Raw genomic sequence first — 17,347 nt, 5'->3', positions numbered from 1 at the left:
ATGGCCGCCTCCCTCCACCCCGTCGCGCAGGTGCGCCTGGCCGACGCCGACGACCACCCCCGACAGCTGCGGGCGGTGCCCGTGCGTCACTGGGGCCGCTGGGTCGCCGCCGCCCTCGCCGCCCTCGCCCTGATCGGCCTGCTGGGCTCCCTCGCCAAGAACCAGAACCTGCACTGGGACGTCGTCGGCCACTACCTCGTCGCCGGCCTCATCTTCGACGGCCTGGTCACCACCCTCTGGCTCACCGTGGCCGCCATGGCCGTCGGACTCGCGCTCGGCACCCTGGTCGCCGTCATGCGGCTGTCCGCCAACCCCGTCCTGGCCGCCCTGTCCTCACTGTTCGTCTGGGCCTTCCGCGGCACCCCGCTGCTGGTCCAGATCATCTTCTGGGCCTACGCCGCCGCGCTGTACAAGCACGTGATGATCGGCATCCCGTTCACCACCGTGACGTTCGTCCGGTTCGACACCAACAGCCTGCTCACCCCGAGCATCGCCGCCCTGCTCGCACTGGGCCTCAACGAGGCCGCCTACGCCTCCGAGATCGTCCGCGCCGGCATCCAGTCCGTCGACCCCGGCCAGCAGGAGGCCGCGCACTCGCTCGGCATGAAGCCCGCCCTGACGATGCGCCGGATCGTCCTCCCGCAGGCCATGAAGGTCATCATCCCGCCGATGGGCAACGAGACCATCAACATGCTCAAGACCACCGCGTACGTCTCGGTCATCGCCGCCCACGACCTGATGTCCAACATCCAGGACGTGTACGCCCAGAACTACCAGGTCATCCCGATGCTGGTGGTCGCCGCCCTCTGGTACCTCGTGCTCACCACCCTGCTGAGCGGACCGCAGGCCTGGCTGGAGCGCCGCTACGGACGCGGCACCGCCCGGGCCGCCCGGGTCTCGCCCCTGCGCCGCCTGGTCACCGGCGTCGCCGGCCGCCTCACCACCGAACGGAAGGGCTGAACCGATGGCCCGGCCCATGGTGCACGCCCAGGGCGTGCGCAAGCACTTCGGCAGGCTCGACGTCCTCAAGGGCATCGACCTGACCGTCGAACGCGGCCAGGTGTGCTGCCTGCTGGGGCCCTCCGGCTCCGGCAAGTCCACCTTCCTGCGCTGCATCAACCACCTGGAGCGGGTCGACGGCGGACTCCTCGCCGTCGACGGCGACCTCGTCGGCTACCGCCGCAGCGGTGACAGGCTGCACGAACTGCGCGAGAGCGAGGTCGCCCAGCGGCGCCGCGAGATCGGCATGGTCTTCCAGCGCTTCAACCTCTTCCCCCACCTCACCGCGCTGCAGAACGTGACCGAGGCCCCGGTCAGGGTCGCGGGCGTCAACCGCGCCGACGCCCGCCGAGAGGCCCTGCGCCTGCTGGACCGCGTCGGCCTCGCCGACCGCGCCGACCACTACCCGTCGCAGTTGTCGGGCGGGCAGCAGCAACGGGTCGCGATCGCCCGCGCGCTGGCGATGAAGCCCAAGCTGATGCTCTTCGACGAGCCCACCTCCGCCCTCGACCCGGAACTCGTCGGGGACGTCCTCGACGTCATGCGCGACCTGGCCGCCGACGGCATGACCATGGTCGTCGTCACCCACGAGATCGGCTTCGCCCGCGAGGTCGGCGACACCGCCGTCTTCATGGACGAAGGCGTCGTGGTCGAAGCCGGCGACCCCCGCCGTGTCCTCGGCGACCCGGAGCAGGAACGCACCAAGGCGTTCCTGTCCAAGGTCCTGTGAGCGCCCCCGCCCGCAGCGCCGTCACCGCCGTCGAGCTGCTCCCGCTCGCCGAAGCCGCACTGCCCCGCTACCTGGCCGACCTCGCCGAACTGGTCGCCGTCGACTCCGGCTCCTACAGCCCGCGCGGCGTCAACCGGGTCGCCGACCTCCTCGCGACCCGCCTGCACGGGCTCGGCTTCACCGTCGAGCGCACCCGGCCCGACCCCGAGCAGGGACCGGTGACGGGCGACGTCCTGGTGGCCCGCCGCACCGGCCGGCTCAGCCACGCGGCCGGCGGCCGGCGGATCCTGCTGGCAGGCCACATGGACACCGTCTTCGAGGACGGCACCGCCGCCGAACGGCCCTTCTCCATGGTCGGCGCCATCGCCCACGGGCCCGGCGTCAGCGACGACAAGGGCGGCCTGCTGGCCGGTGTGACCGCCGTCGAGATCCTGCTGCGGGCCGGCTGGGACGACTGCGCCGAGCTGGTACTGCTCGCCACCCCGGACGAGGAGATCGGCTCACCGGCCAGCCGCCCGGTGACCGAAAGCGTCGCCGCCGGGGCGGACTACGCGCTCGCCCTGGAGTGCGCCCGGGAGAACGGCGACCTGGTGACCGAGCGCAAGGGGGTCGCCGACTTCCAGTTCGTCGTCACCGGGCGGGCCGCCCACGCCGGCATCGAACCGGAACGCGGGGCCAACGCGGCGCTCGCCGCGGCGCACCACGTCGTCGCTCTCCAGGAGCTCAACGGCCGCTGGCCCGGCGTCACCGTCAACGTGGGCGTGCTGCGGGCCGGCACCCGCCCCAACATCGTCTGCCCCGAGGCCGAACTGCGCATCGAGGTCCGGGCCACCACCACCGCGGGCCTGCACCTGGCGGCCGACGCCGTGCGCGCGCTCGCCGCCCGGGAGGTCGTGCCCGGCACCACCACGACCGTCGTCCAGGTCGACCTGTGCCCGCCGATGGAGGACACCCCGGCCGCCCGCGCGATCTACGCCGTCGCCCGCGGCGCTGCCGCCGACCTCGGCGTGACCGTCGGCGCCGCGGCCACCGGGGGAGTGGGCGACGCCAACCTGATCGCCGGGACGGGGGTGCCCACGCTGGACGGTCTCGGACCGGTCGGCGGGGCCGACCACACCCCGCAGGAGTGGCTCGACACCTCCACCGTGCCGACCCGCGTCGCCATCCTGGCCGCCACCGTCGCCAGGCTCGGCCGGGAGTCCTGATCCCCGGGTGTCCTGATCCCCGGCGGCCCTGATCCCCGGGTGTCCTGATCCCCGGCAGCTCCGATCCCGGCAGCTGCGAACCCCGGCGCCGGCCCGGATCCGGCCGCCGGAACCGGGGCCGGGCGCGCCACCGCGAGCCCGGCCCCACCCCCGCGCCCCGTCCCCTTCACCACGTCACCTCTCCTCAGGAGTCCCGCGTGTCCCGCAACAGAACGCTCAGAGCCGCCACCGTCGTCGCTGCGGCCTGCCTGCTCGCCGTCACCGCCGTCCCCGCCGCGTCCGCCACGGCCCCCCGCCACGCCGGCGGAACACTGATCCTGGTCGGCGGCGGGCTCAAGGACGTCCGCATCTACCAGGAGATCGTCGCCAAGGCCGGCGGCGCGGGCCGGGCCCGGATCGGGGTCCTCACCGCCGCCTCGGTCCCGCCCAGCCAGGACCCGGACGCCGCCGACCCGGCGACCTGCTCCAACTCCGCCTGCAACGGCGCCTACTACGCGGACCTGTTCAAGCAGTACGGCGCGGCCGACGCCCAGTGGGTGCCGATCGACATCGAGCACGTCGCCGCTGCCGACTCCGACGCCGTGGTGGCCCAGGTCAACTCGATGACCGGGTTCTTCCTCGGCGGCGGCGACCAGTACCGCTACGTCACCAGCCTGCTGCACGGCGCCGCCCACACCGACTCCAAGGTGCTGGCCGCGATGCGGGCCAAGCTCGCCGCCGGAGCCGTCGTCGCCGGGTCCAGCGCCGGTGCCCAGATCGCCGCCGGCCCGGACATGGTCACCGGCGGCGAGAGCTACCAGGCCCTGCGCGACGGCTCCGCGCCGGGCTACTTCGAGGACGCCACCAGGCTCGGCTACCTGCCCGAGGGAGGGTTCGGCTTCTTCGGCGCCGGGCTGATCGACACCCACACCGGCACGGACGGCCGGGAGGGCCGCGCCCTGCGGCTCGCCGCCGACACCGGCCGCGACCGGGTCTTCGCCCTCGACGAGGACACCGCCGTCGAGGTGGAGCACACCGGCACCCGCCAGGAGACCCTGCGGGTGCTCGGAACCCACGGCGTCTCCGTCCTCGACCTGCGCCGCGCCCGCACCCACGCCGGCCCCGGCGGCTGGTCCGTCGAGCACGTCCGGTACAGCTACCTCACCGACGGCGACCGGTACGACCCCCGCACCTGGCAGGCCCGGCCCGCCGCCGACCGGCGCCCGCTGCGCCCGGCCGGCACCACCCCCGTGCCCGCCGCCAACGACGTCTTCCACTCCGTCGACAACCCCGACGGCGTCCCGTACTCCTTCAGCGGCACCGCCCGCGCCCTCGCCGCGACCCGCGCGCAGCGCAGCGCCACCGCCACCACCTACGAGTCGGCCCCCGCCTTCCGGGTCACCTTCACCAGGACCGGCGACACCCGCGCCTGGACCACCGACGGACGCAGCGCCGCCTCCCTCACCCAGCTCGACATCGCCGTCGCCCCGCTCGCACCCTGAGCGCCGATCCGGTCAGGACGCCCTCCGCGGCCCGGCGCGCCGCTAGGCTGCGGAGATCACGTCCGTCCCCGTCCGACCGGGTGGCAGCCGCCGCCCCGCGAAAGGATCGCGCACCATGGCCTCCCCCACGCTCGCCGAGGACATCCGGCAGAGGCTCGGCGACTGCAGCCCCGCCGAGCGCAAGGTGGGCCGGGTACTCCTGGCGGGCTGGCCGGCGGCCGGGTTCGAGACCATCGCGACCCTCGCCGAACGCGCCGACGTCAGCGCGCCCACCGTCCTGCGGTTCGTCACCCGCCTCGGTTACCGCGGCTTCCCCGACTTCCAGACGGCCCTGCGCGCCGAACTCGACGAACGGCACGCCTCACCGCTGACCCTCTACACCGCCGGCGGCTACGGCGCCGCGGCGGCGGACGGCGCGGCGGGCGCGGACGCCGGCCCCGCGGCGCTGCTGGGACGCGGTCGCGAGGTGTTCACCACCGCCGTGGACCGCACCCTCGCCGAAGTACCGCCGCACGACCTGGAACGCGCCGTCCAGCTGCTGTCCGACCCGAAGCGCCGCATCACCCTCGCGGGCGGGCGCTTCACCCACCTGCTGGCCCAGTACCTCGGCCTGCACCTCATGCAGCTGCGCGACGAAGTCCGCTTCCTGCCCGACCGGCCGGTCGAACGCACCGCGCACCTCGCCTCGACGGGCCGCCGGGACGTCCTGGTCGTGTTCGACTACCGCCGCTACGAGGACGACAAGGTCACCATGGCCGAGCTCGTCCGGGACGCCGGCGGCCGTGTGGTCCTCTTCACCGACACCTGGCTCTCGCCCGTCAGCACCCAGGCCGAGGTCGTCCTCTCCAGCCAGGTCGGCGCACCCTCGCCCTACGACAGCCTGGTGCCGACCCTGGCCGTGGTGGAGACCGTGGTGGCCGGCGTCATCACCGCCCTCGGCGAGAGCGCCCACCAGCACATGCAGCGCGGCGAGGAGACCGCCGAGCGGGCCGGCCTCACCTGACGCCGGGTCCCACCTGACACCGGCCCAGTTCGACACCGGCCTCACCTGGCGTCCACGCCGCCTTCGGGGCACGCCCGGGCTCGCGGCGGGCGCTGCCGGTCGGGGGCCGGTGCCGGAGCAGGGGTCAGGATCCGCGCCGGGAGCCGGGAGCGTGGTCCCAGCGGCACCGGTGGCCGTCCGGCGCGAGAAACCGAACCGGCTCCCGGCCGCGTCAGGCACGGTATGGACTTCCTGCCCGCGCTGCTCGCCGCCCTGCCCGCCCTCGACCGGGGAGAGGAGGTGGCGGGCCCCTGGCGGCTGCGCCGGGCCGGCGCGCTCGACCTCTCCGGTGCCGATGAGTGCTGGCTCGAGGACGCAGAGGGCGGCGACGCGTTCGGCTTCGGCGCCGGCGTCGCCTACCTCGTCCTGGACGCCGAACCCGTCCTGGACGCCGATCCCGTCCCGGGCACGGATCCCGTCCCGGGCGCGGCCCCGCAGCACCCGTCGGTCGTCGCCCTGCTGCTGCAGCACGGCGACACCCCGCCGGTGGCGGCGGGCGAGGACGGGGACCGGATCGACACCGACTCGGGCGTCCTGGTGCTGCACGCCCTCCCGGCGGCCGGCCGGGCCGCCCTGCTCGACCGGGCGACCGCCGCGCGCTCCGCCGGGGGCCCGGCCGGTGCGGAGTTCGCGGACGGCTGGCTGATGCTCCCCGACCGGACGGCGGGCGGTCCCGCGCTGGTGATGCTGGTCGACACCGACGGGTACCGCGTGGTGCCGGTACTGGACGCGGACGGCCGTCCCACCGCCGCCCTGGTGCACCGCTGAACGGCCCGGCCGGGACCTGACCGGGCAACGGCGGACGCCGGGCCGGCACCGGCCGAGCAGCCGGAGGGACGGCGCGGCGGCACCCCGCCGCGCCGCCGTCCGGGGCGGACGCGCCGTCGGACACCGAGGTGCCGGTGGCCGGGGGAGCGGACGAACGCGCTCACCGCACCCACCCTCCCGGGCCGGGCCTCAGTGCCATGAAGCCGCCCACGGGCTCGAAGCCGAGGGCGCGGTAGAGACCGGCGCCGGCCTCGGTGGCGCGGAGTTCGACGGAGCCGCAACCGGCGTCCTTGAGGGCTTCCACGAGGGCGGAGGTGACGGCGCGTCCGTGACCGCGCCGCTGGTGGGCCGGATCGGTGGCCACCGTGTGGATCCGGCCCCACCTGCCGGTGGGGTGGGCCGGACCGCGGTAGCCGCGGTGCACCATCCCGATGGCGCACGCCGCGAGCCCGCCGTCGACGGGCACGACGTACCCGAGCAGGTCGGGGTCGCTGCCGAGGCGGGCGCGCATGTCGTCGCGGAAGACGCCCTGCCAGTGCTCGGTGAGCGGGCCGCCGTCGCGGACGGCGACGCGCAGCCGCAGCAGTTCGTCGGCGTCCGCCGGCACGGCGGGCCGGGCGGTGGTCATCGGCTGGTCTCCTTCGGACGGGGCGGGCCCGGCAGGGCGGGGCGGGGTGGGGCAGTAAGGGCCTGGCAGTGCAGGTCGTGCCACGGCTGTGCGGGGCGGGGCGGATCGGTCGGGGAAGGCCCGGGCAGGGCGGATCGCCCTCACCGTAGTGCTCACCGGCTTCTACCGGGGCAGGGCTCCCGGTTCGTCCGGCGCGCCGGAGCGAGGAGCCGGCCCCGCCCCGGGCGTCCTCCAGCGCCCGGGGGTGGGGCCAGCCCCACCCCCAACCGGCCTGCTGTCTCCAGGGACTGGGCCGCGCCGATCGCGGGATGGTGGGCGGCATGACGACACCACCGCGCGCCCCGCAGGACCGCGATCGGCCCCGCCCACCCCGCCGACTCCGCCGACTCCGCCCGGCGAGGGCGAGCGGATCGCCGTACCGGGTCTGGACGACCCGGACGACCGGCGTCGCCGCCACGGTGGCGCTGATCGCCGGGACCCTGGTGCTGCCCACCGCGGCAGCCGCAACTGCGGACGGCAGTGCCGCGGCCGCCACCGCCGCAGCGGCCGACGAACTCCCGGCCCAGCCCCTGAACTGGACGGCCTGCCCGTTCCCCGGCGCGCCGGGCGGGCTGCAGTGCGCCTCCGTCCAGGTGCCGGTGGACTACGCCCGCCCGCGCGGAGCGAAGACCACGGTCACGGTGAACCGCCTCCGGGCGACCGGCGCGCACCCCGTCGGCAGCCTCTTCTTCGACCCCGGCGGTCCCGGCGGATCCGGCACCGAACTCGTGTACGCGGAGTCCCTGGGGGCCGGCCTGTTCACCGCCGCCACCCGGGAGCACTTCGACCTGATCGGCCTGGACCCGCGCGGCGTCGGACTCAGCAGCCCGGTGCGCTGCGACCCGGAGCTGCTCAACCGCCAGGTCTCCCTCTTCCCGACGGACGAGGCCGGGTTCCGGCGCCTGGTCGAACGGAACCGCGAACTGGGCCTTAGCTGCCGCCGCCTCACCGGGCCCCTGCTGGAGCACCTGGACACCGTCAGTGCCGCCCGGGACCTCGAGGTGCTGCGCCGGGCGCTGGGCCAAGGCGCACTCAACTACCTCGGCCTGTCGTACGGCTCCCAACTCGGCACGGCCTACGCCGAACTCTTCCCCGACCGGATCAGGACGCTGGCACTGGACGGCGCACTCGACCACTCGCTCCCGACGACCACCCTGTTCAAGGACGAGGCGCAGGCCTACGAGGACTCCTTCCGGCGGTTCGCCGACCGGTGTGCGCAGGACACCTCCTGCGCACTCCACGGCACCGACGTGGGGCGGATGTTCGACGACCTGGTGGCGGCCGCCGACCGCACGCCGGTCCCGGCGCCTGCCTGCGTCCGGTCGGGAAACTGCAGGCCGTCCGTGACCGGCGAGGACATCCGGCTCAACCTGCAGGGGATGCTGCTGTTCCCGGCGCGCCAGGGCGAGCTGGCCCTCGCGCTCCAGCAGGCGCGGAACGGCGACGCGTCGGCGTTCTCGCCCCCGCTCGCCACCGGCCCGAGCGACGGCGAGGTGAACGGCAGCGCGATCGCGATCGAGTGCCTCGACTGGCCGACACCGGTCCGCACCCTGGCCGACCTGCAGCGACTGCAACGGCTCGGCCGGACGGTAGCCCCCCGGCTCGGGGGCGCGTCCCAGTCGTGGACCATCCTCACGGGCTGCATCGGCTGGCCGGCACCGGTGGTGAACCCGCCCCGGCCCGCGGCCGTCCGCCACGCGCCACCGATCCTGATCACCAACGCCACCCACGACCCCTCGACGGCCTACCCGTGGGCCGTTCACCTGGCGGCCCAACTGCCGTCCGGCGTGCTGGTGACGCGCGAGGGCGACGGGCACACCAGCTACCTGGCCCGCGGCGCCGCCCGCACCCGGGACGCCATCGACAACTACCTCCTCACCGGCCTGACCCCGCCGCCCGGCACCGTCTACGACGACTGACCGGGCTGGTCTCCGCGATGACGCGGCTGGCGGATCCGCCCCGTCGACCGGCCGACCCGCGGTCCTCCTGAGCACCGGGTGCCTCGTACCAGGGGATCCGGGCCGACGTCCACAGCTGCCACGGGCGGGGCCCGTGGTCGGCTTTTGCCGGGAGTAGCCGTACGCTGAGCGTCCCCATGCACATCCGAGGCGTGGACATCATGGCCGAGGAGAACGATCGTGGCACAGGGACGTGGCGGCATCAGGGGTGCGCGGATCGGTTCGGGGCCGATGGGGGAGTCCGAGCGCGGCGAACTCGCTCCTCGGACGGCGGTGTCGTTCTGGTGCGGCAACGGTCACCGGACCCAGATCACCTTCGCGGTCGAGGCAGCGGTCCCGCCGACCTGGGACTGTCGCAACTGCGGCCTGCCCGCCGGCCCCGACCCCGACGACGTCCCGGTCGCCCAGGGCACCGCCCCCTACCGGACGCACCTGGGCTACGTCCGGCAGCGCCGCAGCCAGGAGGACGGCGAAATCCTGCTCAACGAGGCACTGGCGAAGCTCCGCGGGACCATCTGAGCTCCTGGCACGGCGCCGCGACGCCTGCAGCCTGCCCCGGCCGGCACCGGAGGGCGCCCCTGCACCAACCTCCCCAACAGCCTGACAGCTGCGGCCCTTTTTCCCGGCGTTGCCGTTGATCAGCCCCGGGGCCCGGGCTCGGCGCTCGATGCGTCGGACGGCGCGTTCCGCAGCGCGTCGAGCAGTCGGTGCAGGGCGGGCCGGAGGGGCAGGGGCTCCCGTACCGCCGCGTAGATCACCCGGACCGGCTCCGGGTTGCGGACCTCGCGCACCAGCACGTGGGGATGGCGGTTGCCCAGCCCCAGTTCCGGGATCAGGCTCACGCCGAGCCCGGCAGCGACGAACCCCTGCGCGGTGGCGTAGTCCCCGCTCTCGACCACGAAGTCCGGACTGAAGCCGGCCGAGGCGCAGGCGTCGAGGACGGGGTCCAGGCAGGGGCCCGGCTGGTCGCTGCCCACCCAGGGCTCCTCGGCGAGGTCGGTCAGGTCGAGTACCCGCTTCTCGGCCAGCCGGTGTCCCCGGGGAAGCACGGCGAGATACCGGTCGTCGGCGAGGTGCACGAACCGGATGCCGTCGACGGGCAGCGCGTCCGGTGGCCGGACCAGGAGGGCCACGTCGGCCCGACGCCCCTTCACCTCCAGCAGTCCCTCCTCGCCGTCGCTCAGCCTGAGATCGACCTGAACACCCGGCTGCTCACGGCGGAGCGCCGCCACGGCGGGAGCCACCATGGCCGCCCCCGCCGTGGCGAAGTACCGGACCACCACCCGGCCCGTCCGACCGGCCCGCAGTTCGGCGAGCGCGGTCTCGGCCTCGGCGACGTGCCTGCCGATGGCGGCCGCGTACTCGGTGAGCAGCCGCCCGGCCTCCGTCGGCCGCACACCCCGCCCGGTCCGCTCCAGCAGCCCGATCCCGGCCTCCTTCTCCAGCACCGCCATCTGCTGGCTGACGGCGGAAGGCGTGTACCCGAGGTTCCGCGCCGCCGCGGTGACGGACCCACTGGCCACGACCGCCCTCAACACCTGCATACGCCGCACATCAAGCATGTAGGACAGCTTAACTCTCCATCCAGATCTTTTCGCTTGTCTTACGGCAATCAGCGAGGCACCGTACGGAGGGAAGAACTCACCAGGAGGCGAACAGTGCTCAGCGGCACCCACGGAACCCCGATACGCATGGCCGTCCTCGCCCTCCTCTGGGGATCGAGCTTCCTCTGGATCAAACTCGCCCTGGCCGGCGGCCTGTGCCCGCTCCACATCACCGTCGTCCGCTGCGCGCTGGGAGCCGGTGTCCTGCTGCTCCTGGCCCGCGCCGGCGGCCAGCGTCTCCCGCGCGACCGCCGGACCTGGAGCCACCTCGTGGTGGCCGCCTTCTTCTGCAACGCCCTGCCGTTCCTCCTCTTCGGGATCGGCGAGCAGAGCGTCGACTCCGGTGTGGCCGGCGTCCTGAACGCCACAACTCCTCTGTGGTCCTTGGTCATCGCCGTCACGTCCGGCACGGAGCGCGGCATCCGGCCGGTCCGCCTGGCCGGTCTCCTCCTCGGCTTCGCGGGCACCGTGTTCATCTTCGCCCCGTGGCAGCGCGGTGGCCTGAGCGGCTGGGGAGTACTGGCCCTGCTCGCCGCGGCGGTCAGCTACGCGGTGGCCTTCGCCTACATGGCCCGGCACCTCATCGGCCGCCGGACCGCCCCGCTGGCCCTCTCGGCGGCCCAACTCCTCGCCGCGACGGGCCTGAGCACGGTTGCTCTCCCCTCAGGTCCCATGAGCCTCTCCGGTCCCACCTTCACCGCGGTGGCCGCCGTCGCCGTCCTTGGTGTCTTCGGTACGGGGGTCACGTTCCATCTCAACTCCCGGCTCATCGCGGACGAGGGCCCCACCACCGCCGCGACCGTCGGCTACCTGCTGCCGGTGGTCTCGGTGGCCCTGGGCGCGATCGTCCTCGGCGAACGGGTGGGCCTTCGCGTCATCACGGGCATGGTCCTGGTGCTCGTCGGCGTCGGCCTCGCGCGCAGTCGGAACACCGGCCTCGCCCGCCCCGGCGCCGCCGCAGCACCGCAGCGAAGCTCCGCGTCGAGCACCGGGTGAAGCGGAGCCGGCGTTCACCGGCGCGGCCCGGCCTGTCGGGCACCGCGCGAAAGCAGCGACCTGACACTCCGGACCCGTCCGGCACCCGACCCGACACCCCCGGACGAAGCCGAGGCATGACAGGTCGTCGTCGCCGTCACCGGGGTCGAGCGAGTACTGGAACGACTCCGTCTCAAGGCCGCGCGGCAAGCCACTCGGCCAGGTGCTCCAGGACGTACCAGTGGGTGCGGCCGGTGACGCCCGCGGTGAGCTGGACCACGTTGTCGGCTCGGGAGAGCGCTTCGCGCAGCGCGTCGTCGGTGGTGCCGAGCAGAGGGACGGCCTCCTGGAGCGTCACGATCGGAGGCCGCCCGTCGTCGCGGGCGACGAACTGCGCGAGGGCCGCGGCCTCGTCGGCGTGCAGCCACAGCCTCCTGTCGCGGGAGACCGCCGCCGCGTCGGTGGGGTCAGGCCCTACGATGCCGCGGTACGGCTCGCCCAGCGCCGTGACGACCCTTTCCCGCAGCAGCCAGACGTGTTCGTCCGGCCGGTCGGAGAAGTGCAGCCGGTAGGAACGCAGTTCGATGATGCGGGTGGCGTGGTGGTCCGCCGCGTAGGGCCGTTCGTCGCACACGGACCGGACCACCTCCTCGCTGAAGCCGGTGGCGTCCAGCCAGCGCATCCAGAGCCCTGGGTCGAGTTCGTCCTGCCCGATCAGAGCGTTCGTGAAGTGGTGGACCAGACCGCTCTCCTCCACGGCGGTGAGACGGGTCGGCCTCACGGTCCTGGGCAGGACGTGCCCGAGCAGGATCCTGCCGTCGGACCAGGCGCTCCACCCCATGGCCAGGTTCCCGCCCACGTGCAGGACCGTCGGGCCGCAGTCGACCTCCACCTCCTTCTCCCGCAGGAACGGCAGGCGTTCGAGCTCGGCTTCGGCCGTCGCGGCGTCCAGACAGACGACACAGGAGCCCAGCCTGATGCGCGTCGCATCCGACGAAATGGCAGGAATGTGTTCGGGCGGCATGGACGGGTCCCCTCCCCTGACGAGTTGTCACCCCCAGTGTGACGCCACCGCGCCCACCGGCCCGGCCGGACCGGAGCCGGGAACCAGCGGCCGCGCGGGGACGTTAGCGCCCACACCCGGACTGAAGGAGCGCTTGTGCAACCGGCCGACGAGACCGAAGCACTCCACGTCGACTTCGACCGCCACCAACTGGCGGGCACCGTACGCGGCCGAGCCGTGGTGCGGGTGCGGGTGGACCCCACGGACCGGCAGAGCCGTTCGGTGCTGCGGCTGCGCCGCTTCCTGTCCCGCCTGGTCGAGTTCCACTGGCGGGACCTCGACGCCGCCGGCTCACCGCTGGGCCCGGCGTTCGAGGCGGCGGCCCTGCCGGGGGCGGACCCGCGCCAGTTCGACCACCCGGTGGACCTGCCCGCCGGGGCGGCGTCCCGCGAGTACCACCTGGAGTGGGCGCTCGACCCGGCGGACCATCCGAGGATCGGGGCCGAGAACGACGAAATGGTGCTGTTCCGCGTGCAGCTCGTCGGCATCGAGGCCGACGGTCCGGAGACCTGCGAGCACCAGAAGCTGATCCTCATCTCCTGGTCCGACGCGGACGGCGTACTTCGCGGCACGTGGCAACGGCCCGGCCGCACCCCGGAGCCGCTGGGCCGGGCCCTGACCGAGCTGCTCGGGGCCCCGGAGAGGCATGGGTCCACCTGCGGGGACTGCCACTTGCACCTGGAACTCGATCGACTGCTGCTGGAGGACGCGGTCTGGGCGTGCCAGGACGGGCCGGAGCTGGAGGAGATCCGCAGGTTGCTCGTGCTGCGGGAGCTGCAACCGGATTCCGGCGTCGTCGGCTACGACACCCGTCGGGGTCACCCCGAGCATCGCCCGCACGTCCACCCCGACATCGCCGAGGAACTGGCCGCCGCCCGCGGGCGGCATCATGCACGGCTGCTCGCCTACGCGCCGTCCGAGCAGCCCGGCCAGGCGTCACACACGAACCCTGACGGGCATTGAGCTCGTTCCCTCGTGAAGTCGCAGGGCGAAGGCCGGCGTTCGCGTCGACGCCGCGGGCCCGACCGGTTCGACGCCGCTCTCACCGCACGGCTCGCAGTTGCTCCTCATGAGGATTCAACCTCTGTATGAAAGCCCACGCCAGTGGCGGCGATGTTCCGTTTTTTCCTGTGACTTGTGAAGGTCCAGGTCATGAGCGTCCCGCCGTGCGTAAGAGCTTTGACGGATTTTACTGTCAGGAAGGTTTCCTGTCAGAGCCCTTGACGCGATGTCGTGCACACGCGCAGACTCCGGTCTGCCCGTTGAAGCCGTCGCCCGAACAGGTCGACCCGCGCCACCGAAGACCCTTGCAGCGGGCGGTCACCGTCCGACCCGAGGAAAGGCCACCGCCATGATCAGACGCCGCCCGAGGACACCCAGGCGGGCCGGACGCCGGACGGGCACGCTGCTGCTCCGGCTGCTCGCCCTGAGCGCCGTCGTGCTGGGACTGCAAGCGGCACCGGCGCCCCCTGCCGGAGCAGCCACGACGTTCAAGGTGCTCGCCCTCTACGACGGCACGTACGACGCCGCGCACATCAGCTTCGACCGCGAGGCCAACTCCTGGTTCCCGCAGCAGGGTGCCACTCACGGCTTCACCTACACGGCCACCACCGACTGGAGCCAGCTGAACAGCGCCAACCTGGCCAAGTACCAGGTGGTGATGTTCCTCGACAACTATCCGCAGACCGCCTCCCAGCGCTCGGCGTTCCAGACGTACGTGGAGAACGGCGGCGGCTTCGTGGGTTTCCACGTCTCGGCGTTCAACACCGACACCAGCGACTGGCCCTGGTACCACAACACGTTCCTCGGCACGGGGACCTTCCGGAGCAACACCTGGGGCCCGACGCAGGAGACGCTGCGGATCGACGACAGGACGCACCCGGCCACGGCGGGACTCCCCGGCACCATCACCTCGTCGGTCAGCGAGTGGTACAGCTGGCAGAACGACCTGCGCAACAACCCCGCGATCGACGTCCTGGCCTCGATGGACCCCTCGACGTTCCCGATCGGCACCGACCCCGACCAGACCTGGTACAGCGGCTACTACCCGATCTCCTGGACCAACCGCAACTACCACATGGTGTACAACAACTTCGGCCACAACGCGATGAACTACACGACGAACACCGCCCTGTCGTCGACCTTCGCCGCCGCCCAGCAGAACCAGCTCCTCCTGCAGGAGATCGCGTGGGCCGCCGGCCAGAGCGGGCCCGTCACCCCGCCCCCCGGGGGCGCCACCGGTCGGATCACCGGGTACGGCGGCAAGTGCGTGGACGTGGCGGGTGCGAGTTCGGCCAATGGTGCGGCGGTGCAGTTGTACGACTGCAACGGCACCACTGCCCAGCAGTGGACGGTCGGCACCGACGGCACGGTGAAGGCGCTGGGCAAGTGCATGGACGTGACAGCGGTGGCAACCGCGGACGGCAGCAAGGTGCAGCTGTACGACTGCAACGGGTCCGGTGCTCAGGTGTGGCAGCACCAGTCCGACGGTCAGCTGGTCAATCCCGTGTCCGGCAAGTGCCTGGACGCCACCGGGCCCAGCTCGGCCAACGGCACCCGCCTGCAGATCTGGACCTGCTACGCCGGCGCCAACCAGCAGTGGGCAATCCCCAGCTGACATGCCCGGGCTGCGGCGCACCGGTCGAACGAGCCCTGGGACTTCCGACCGGTGCGCCGCACCGGCGTGGGCTCGAAGGAGGAAGGCGCCGTCGAGAGGCGGTTCACGGTCGACCCACTCGGTTCGGGGCCGACCTGGATCGGCTACTGTCTGCCATCATGCAGAAGATCGGACAGATTGCGGGCACCATCACCCTCGTCGGTGCGTTCGCCCTGGCCACGGGCTGTTCGTCCGCCCCGCCCGTGGCCACCCCCGATGTCGTCCGGTCGGCTTCGCCGACGTCCGCACCGGTTGCGCCGTCGCCGTCCGTGGCCGTCCAGCCGGTGGTGGCGAGTGTGGCCCAGTCCGCTTTGGCCGGCGCGGCCGCCGTGATGAACATCCTGCATCGAGGCGGCCGGCCGTCGGCCGAGACGTGCGCCGTGCAGTGGAACGAGCTGTCGAAGGAGAAGCAGGCGAGTCTGGATCGTGACGGCTTCGACGCGGGCTGCTACGGCAGCTCCACGCCGGACGTCGTCACCTTCGGTCCCGGGAGCGGCCCGAGCCCCTCCGGGACTCCGTGACCGACCGGCCGCGGGCCGGGCGGGCGGGCGGGCCGGGCGGCAGGTACGCCCGGCCCGCCGTGCCGGGTCAGTCCGTGTCGCCCACGCGGCCCAGCGCCGCGACCTGCTCCTTTGGCACGTAGGCGGGCGGGACCTCGCGTCCGCGGCCCAGGTGGTTGAAGAGCAGGTTCAGGATGACCGCCAGGAGGCAGCCCACCGAGATGCCGGAGTTCAGCACGGTCGCGATCTGCTCCGGGAAGGCCTGGTAGAAGTCGGGGAAGGCGATCGGGAAGATGCCGAAGGCGAGGCTGACCGCCACGATGATCGCGTTCGACCCGGCGCTCAGGTCCGCCTTGCCGAGCGTGCGGATGCCGGCGACCGCGACCGACCCGAACAGCACCACGCCGGCGCCGCCGAGGACGGGCTGCGGTACCAGCGAGACCAGCCCGCCGACGACGGGTACCAGGCCCATCACGATGAGGAAGACCCCGGCCAGTGCGACCACGAACCGGCTGCGGATCCTGGTGAGGGCCACCAGCCCGATGTTCTGGGCGAAGGCCGAACAGATGAAGCCGTTGAACACCCCGCCGAACGCGGTCGCGAGGCCGTCCGCCCGCAGGCCGCCGGCGATCGTGCGGTCGTCCGCCGGTCGCTCCACCACCTCACCCAGCGCGATCATGTCCGCGGTGGACTCGGTCATCGAGACGAGCATGACCACCAGCATCGAGACGATCGCGGCTGCCTCGAACCGCGGCGCGCCGAACGCGAACGGGTGCGGCAGCTCGAAGAGCGGCAGGCTGCTCAGCGCAGCGAAGTCCACCTTGCCCAGCGGGACCGCGGCCAGGGTGCCCACCAGCATGCCGAGCAGGATCGAGATCCGCTGCAGGAAGCCGCGCAGGAATCGGTTGAGGAGCAGCACTGTCAGCAGGGTCAGCCCCGCCAGGCCCACGTTGGCGAGCGAGCCGTAGTCCGGTGCGTGGGAGTTGCCGCCCTGCGCCCAGTTGCCGGCGACCGGCAGCAGGGAGATGCCGATGAGGGTGATCACCGTGCCGCTGACGACCGGGGGGAAGAATCTGACGAGCCGACAGAAGGCGGGCGCCAGCAGGAAGCAGAAGAGCCCCGCCACGATGGTGGAGCCGAAGATCAGCGGCAGTGCGGCGTCCTTCTTCGCCGCCACCACCGCGAGGATCGGCGAGACGGTGGCGAAGGAGACACCGTTGACGAAGGGCAGCCGCGAGCCGATCCGCCAGAATCCGAGCGTCTGCAGCAGGGTGGCGATGCCGGCGATGAAGAGGCTGGCGGCCAGCAGGGTGGTGAGCTGGGCGGGGCCGAGTCCGGCCGCCGCGCCGATGATCAGCGGCGGCGCGGCGACTCCGGCGTACATGCTGGCGACGTGCTGGAGTGCGACGGTCGCCATCCGGCCGGGCGGCAGGAGTTCGTCGACGGGGTGCGGTGACGTTCCGGGCTCCAGGAGCGCTGGGTGACGTCGCATGGGCTGTTCCCTCCACATCCAAGGTGGATTCGGGTCCGGGAACGGCGGCCGAAGGCGGGACACGGCGACGTTGGGACGACCCTGGCGGACGGCGGTGCCGTCGCCCACCTGCCGGGCCCGCGACGAACAGGCCCGACCCATGAATGGATCCACGATGCGGAACTTGGATTCCGAGATCGTTTCCACAGAATGTAGAAAGATCGGCCG

16 protein-coding genes are annotated in these 17,347 nt (G+C 73.1%); 12 read left to right on the top strand and 4 right to left on the bottom strand.

Going from position 1 to position 17,347, the window contains the following annotated elements; translation table 11 throughout:
• The 6 genes from J2S46_RS03785 (at window position 1) to J2S46_RS03760 (ending at window position 6,225) form a co-directional block, all read left to right on the top strand.
• Window positions 1-960 (top strand): amino acid ABC transporter permease, encoded by a 960-nt coding sequence (locus tag J2S46_RS03785; protein WP_191293738.1) that lies wholly within the window; start codon window positions 1-3, stop codon window positions 958-960.
• Between the two features lie 16 nt (window positions 961-976).
• A complete protein-coding gene (locus J2S46_RS03780) occupies window positions 977-1,729 on the top strand; it encodes an amino acid ABC transporter ATP-binding protein (RefSeq protein WP_191293766.1) in 753 nt (250 codons plus the stop codon).
• Complete coding sequence (locus J2S46_RS03775; protein ID WP_191293737.1) at window positions 1,726-2,934, top strand: M20/M25/M40 family metallo-hydrolase; 1,209 nt, start codon at window positions 1,726-1,728, stop codon at window positions 2,932-2,934. The genes J2S46_RS03780 and J2S46_RS03775 overlap by 4 nt, the downstream gene beginning before the upstream one ends.
• A gap of 197 nt (window positions 2,935-3,131) precedes the next feature.
• The gene (locus J2S46_RS03770) at window positions 3,132-4,415 is read left to right on the top strand and encodes a cyanophycinase (protein WP_191293736.1); all 1,284 of its coding nucleotides are present in this window, start codon (window positions 3,132-3,134) and stop codon (window positions 4,413-4,415) included.
• Window positions 4,416-4,530: 115 nt separating this feature from the next.
• Window positions 4,531-5,418, top strand: coding sequence for a MurR/RpiR family transcriptional regulator (locus tag J2S46_RS03765; protein WP_191293735.1), 888 nt, complete (start codon window positions 4,531-4,533; stop codon window positions 5,416-5,418).
• 222 nt (window positions 5,419-5,640) lie between these two features.
• Window positions 5,641-6,225 (top strand): hypothetical protein, encoded by a 585-nt coding sequence (locus tag J2S46_RS03760; RefSeq protein WP_191293734.1) that lies wholly within the window; start codon window positions 5,641-5,643, stop codon window positions 6,223-6,225.
• Window positions 6,226-6,385: 160 nt separating this feature from the next.
• On the opposite strand, the gene J2S46_RS03755 is transcribed toward J2S46_RS03760, so the two are convergent.
• The gene (locus tag J2S46_RS03755) at window positions 6,386-6,853 is read right to left on the bottom strand and encodes a GNAT family N-acetyltransferase (protein WP_191293733.1); all 468 of its coding nucleotides are present in this window, start codon (window positions 6,851-6,853) and stop codon (window positions 6,386-6,388) included.
• A 320-nt stretch (window positions 6,854-7,173) separates the two neighbouring features.
• Between J2S46_RS03755 and J2S46_RS03750 the strand changes: the two genes are divergently transcribed.
• Window positions 7,174-8,811 carry an alpha/beta hydrolase gene (locus J2S46_RS03750; protein ID WP_191293732.1) on the top strand — a complete coding sequence of 546 codons (1,638 nt, stop codon included), beginning with the start codon at window positions 7,174-7,176 and terminating at the stop codon, window positions 8,809-8,811.
• Between the two features lie 219 nt (window positions 8,812-9,030).
• Window positions 9,031-9,369, top strand: a complete 339-nt coding sequence (locus tag J2S46_RS03745; protein ID WP_268255735.1) for an RNA polymerase-binding protein RbpA — start codon at window positions 9,031-9,033, stop codon at window positions 9,367-9,369.
• A 119-nt stretch (window positions 9,370-9,488) separates the two neighbouring features.
• Here J2S46_RS03745 and J2S46_RS03740 read toward each other — a convergent pair whose 3' ends face one another.
• Entirely contained in the window at window positions 9,489-10,412 is a 924-nt protein-coding gene (locus tag J2S46_RS03740; protein WP_191293731.1) for a LysR family transcriptional regulator, read from the bottom strand.
• Between the two features lie 129 nt (window positions 10,413-10,541).
• Here J2S46_RS03740 and J2S46_RS03735 point away from each other — a divergent pair, with 129 nt between their 5' ends.
• Window positions 10,542-11,450, top strand: coding sequence for a DMT family transporter (locus J2S46_RS03735; protein WP_191293764.1), 909 nt, complete (start codon window positions 10,542-10,544; stop codon window positions 11,448-11,450).
• 172 nt (window positions 11,451-11,622) lie between these two features.
• Here the strand turns inward: J2S46_RS03735 and J2S46_RS03730 are convergent, their stop codons facing one another.
• Window positions 11,623-12,453, bottom strand: a complete 831-nt coding sequence (locus J2S46_RS03730; protein ID WP_191293730.1) for a hypothetical protein — start codon at window positions 12,451-12,453, stop codon at window positions 11,623-11,625.
• Window positions 12,454-12,588: 135 nt separating this feature from the next.
• On the opposite strand from J2S46_RS03730, the gene J2S46_RS03725 reads away from it, so the two are divergent.
• The 3 genes from J2S46_RS03725 to J2S46_RS03715 all read left to right on the top strand — a co-directional run bounded on the left by J2S46_RS03725 (window position 12,589) and on the right by J2S46_RS03715 (window position 15,669).
• On the top strand, window positions 12,589-13,455 hold the full coding sequence (locus tag J2S46_RS03725) for a hypothetical protein (RefSeq protein ID WP_191293729.1): 867 nt from the start codon (window positions 12,589-12,591) through the stop codon (window positions 13,453-13,455).
• 388 nt (window positions 13,456-13,843) lie between these two features.
• Window positions 13,844-15,109 carry a ThuA domain-containing protein gene (locus tag J2S46_RS03720; protein ID WP_191293728.1) on the top strand — a complete coding sequence of 422 codons (1,266 nt, stop codon included), beginning with the start codon at window positions 13,844-13,846 and terminating at the stop codon, window positions 15,107-15,109.
• Between the two features lie 158 nt (window positions 15,110-15,267).
• Entirely contained in the window at window positions 15,268-15,669 is a 402-nt protein-coding gene (locus J2S46_RS03715; RefSeq protein WP_191293727.1) for a hypothetical protein, read from the top strand.
• A gap of 67 nt (window positions 15,670-15,736) precedes the next feature.
• On the opposite strand, the gene J2S46_RS03710 is transcribed toward J2S46_RS03715, so the two are convergent.
• Window positions 15,737-17,140 (bottom strand): nucleobase:cation symporter-2 family protein, encoded by a 1,404-nt coding sequence (locus J2S46_RS03710; RefSeq protein WP_191293726.1) that lies wholly within the window; start codon window positions 17,138-17,140, stop codon window positions 15,737-15,739.
• Window positions 17,141-17,347: the final 207 nt, after the last annotated feature.

It is taken from the genome of Kitasatospora herbaricolor, from assembly GCF_030813695.1.
Taxonomy (GTDB): domain Bacteria; phylum Actinomycetota; class Actinomycetes; order Streptomycetales; family Streptomycetaceae; genus Kitasatospora; species Kitasatospora herbaricolor.
This window is presented reverse-complemented; position numbering and strand designations above follow the sequence as displayed.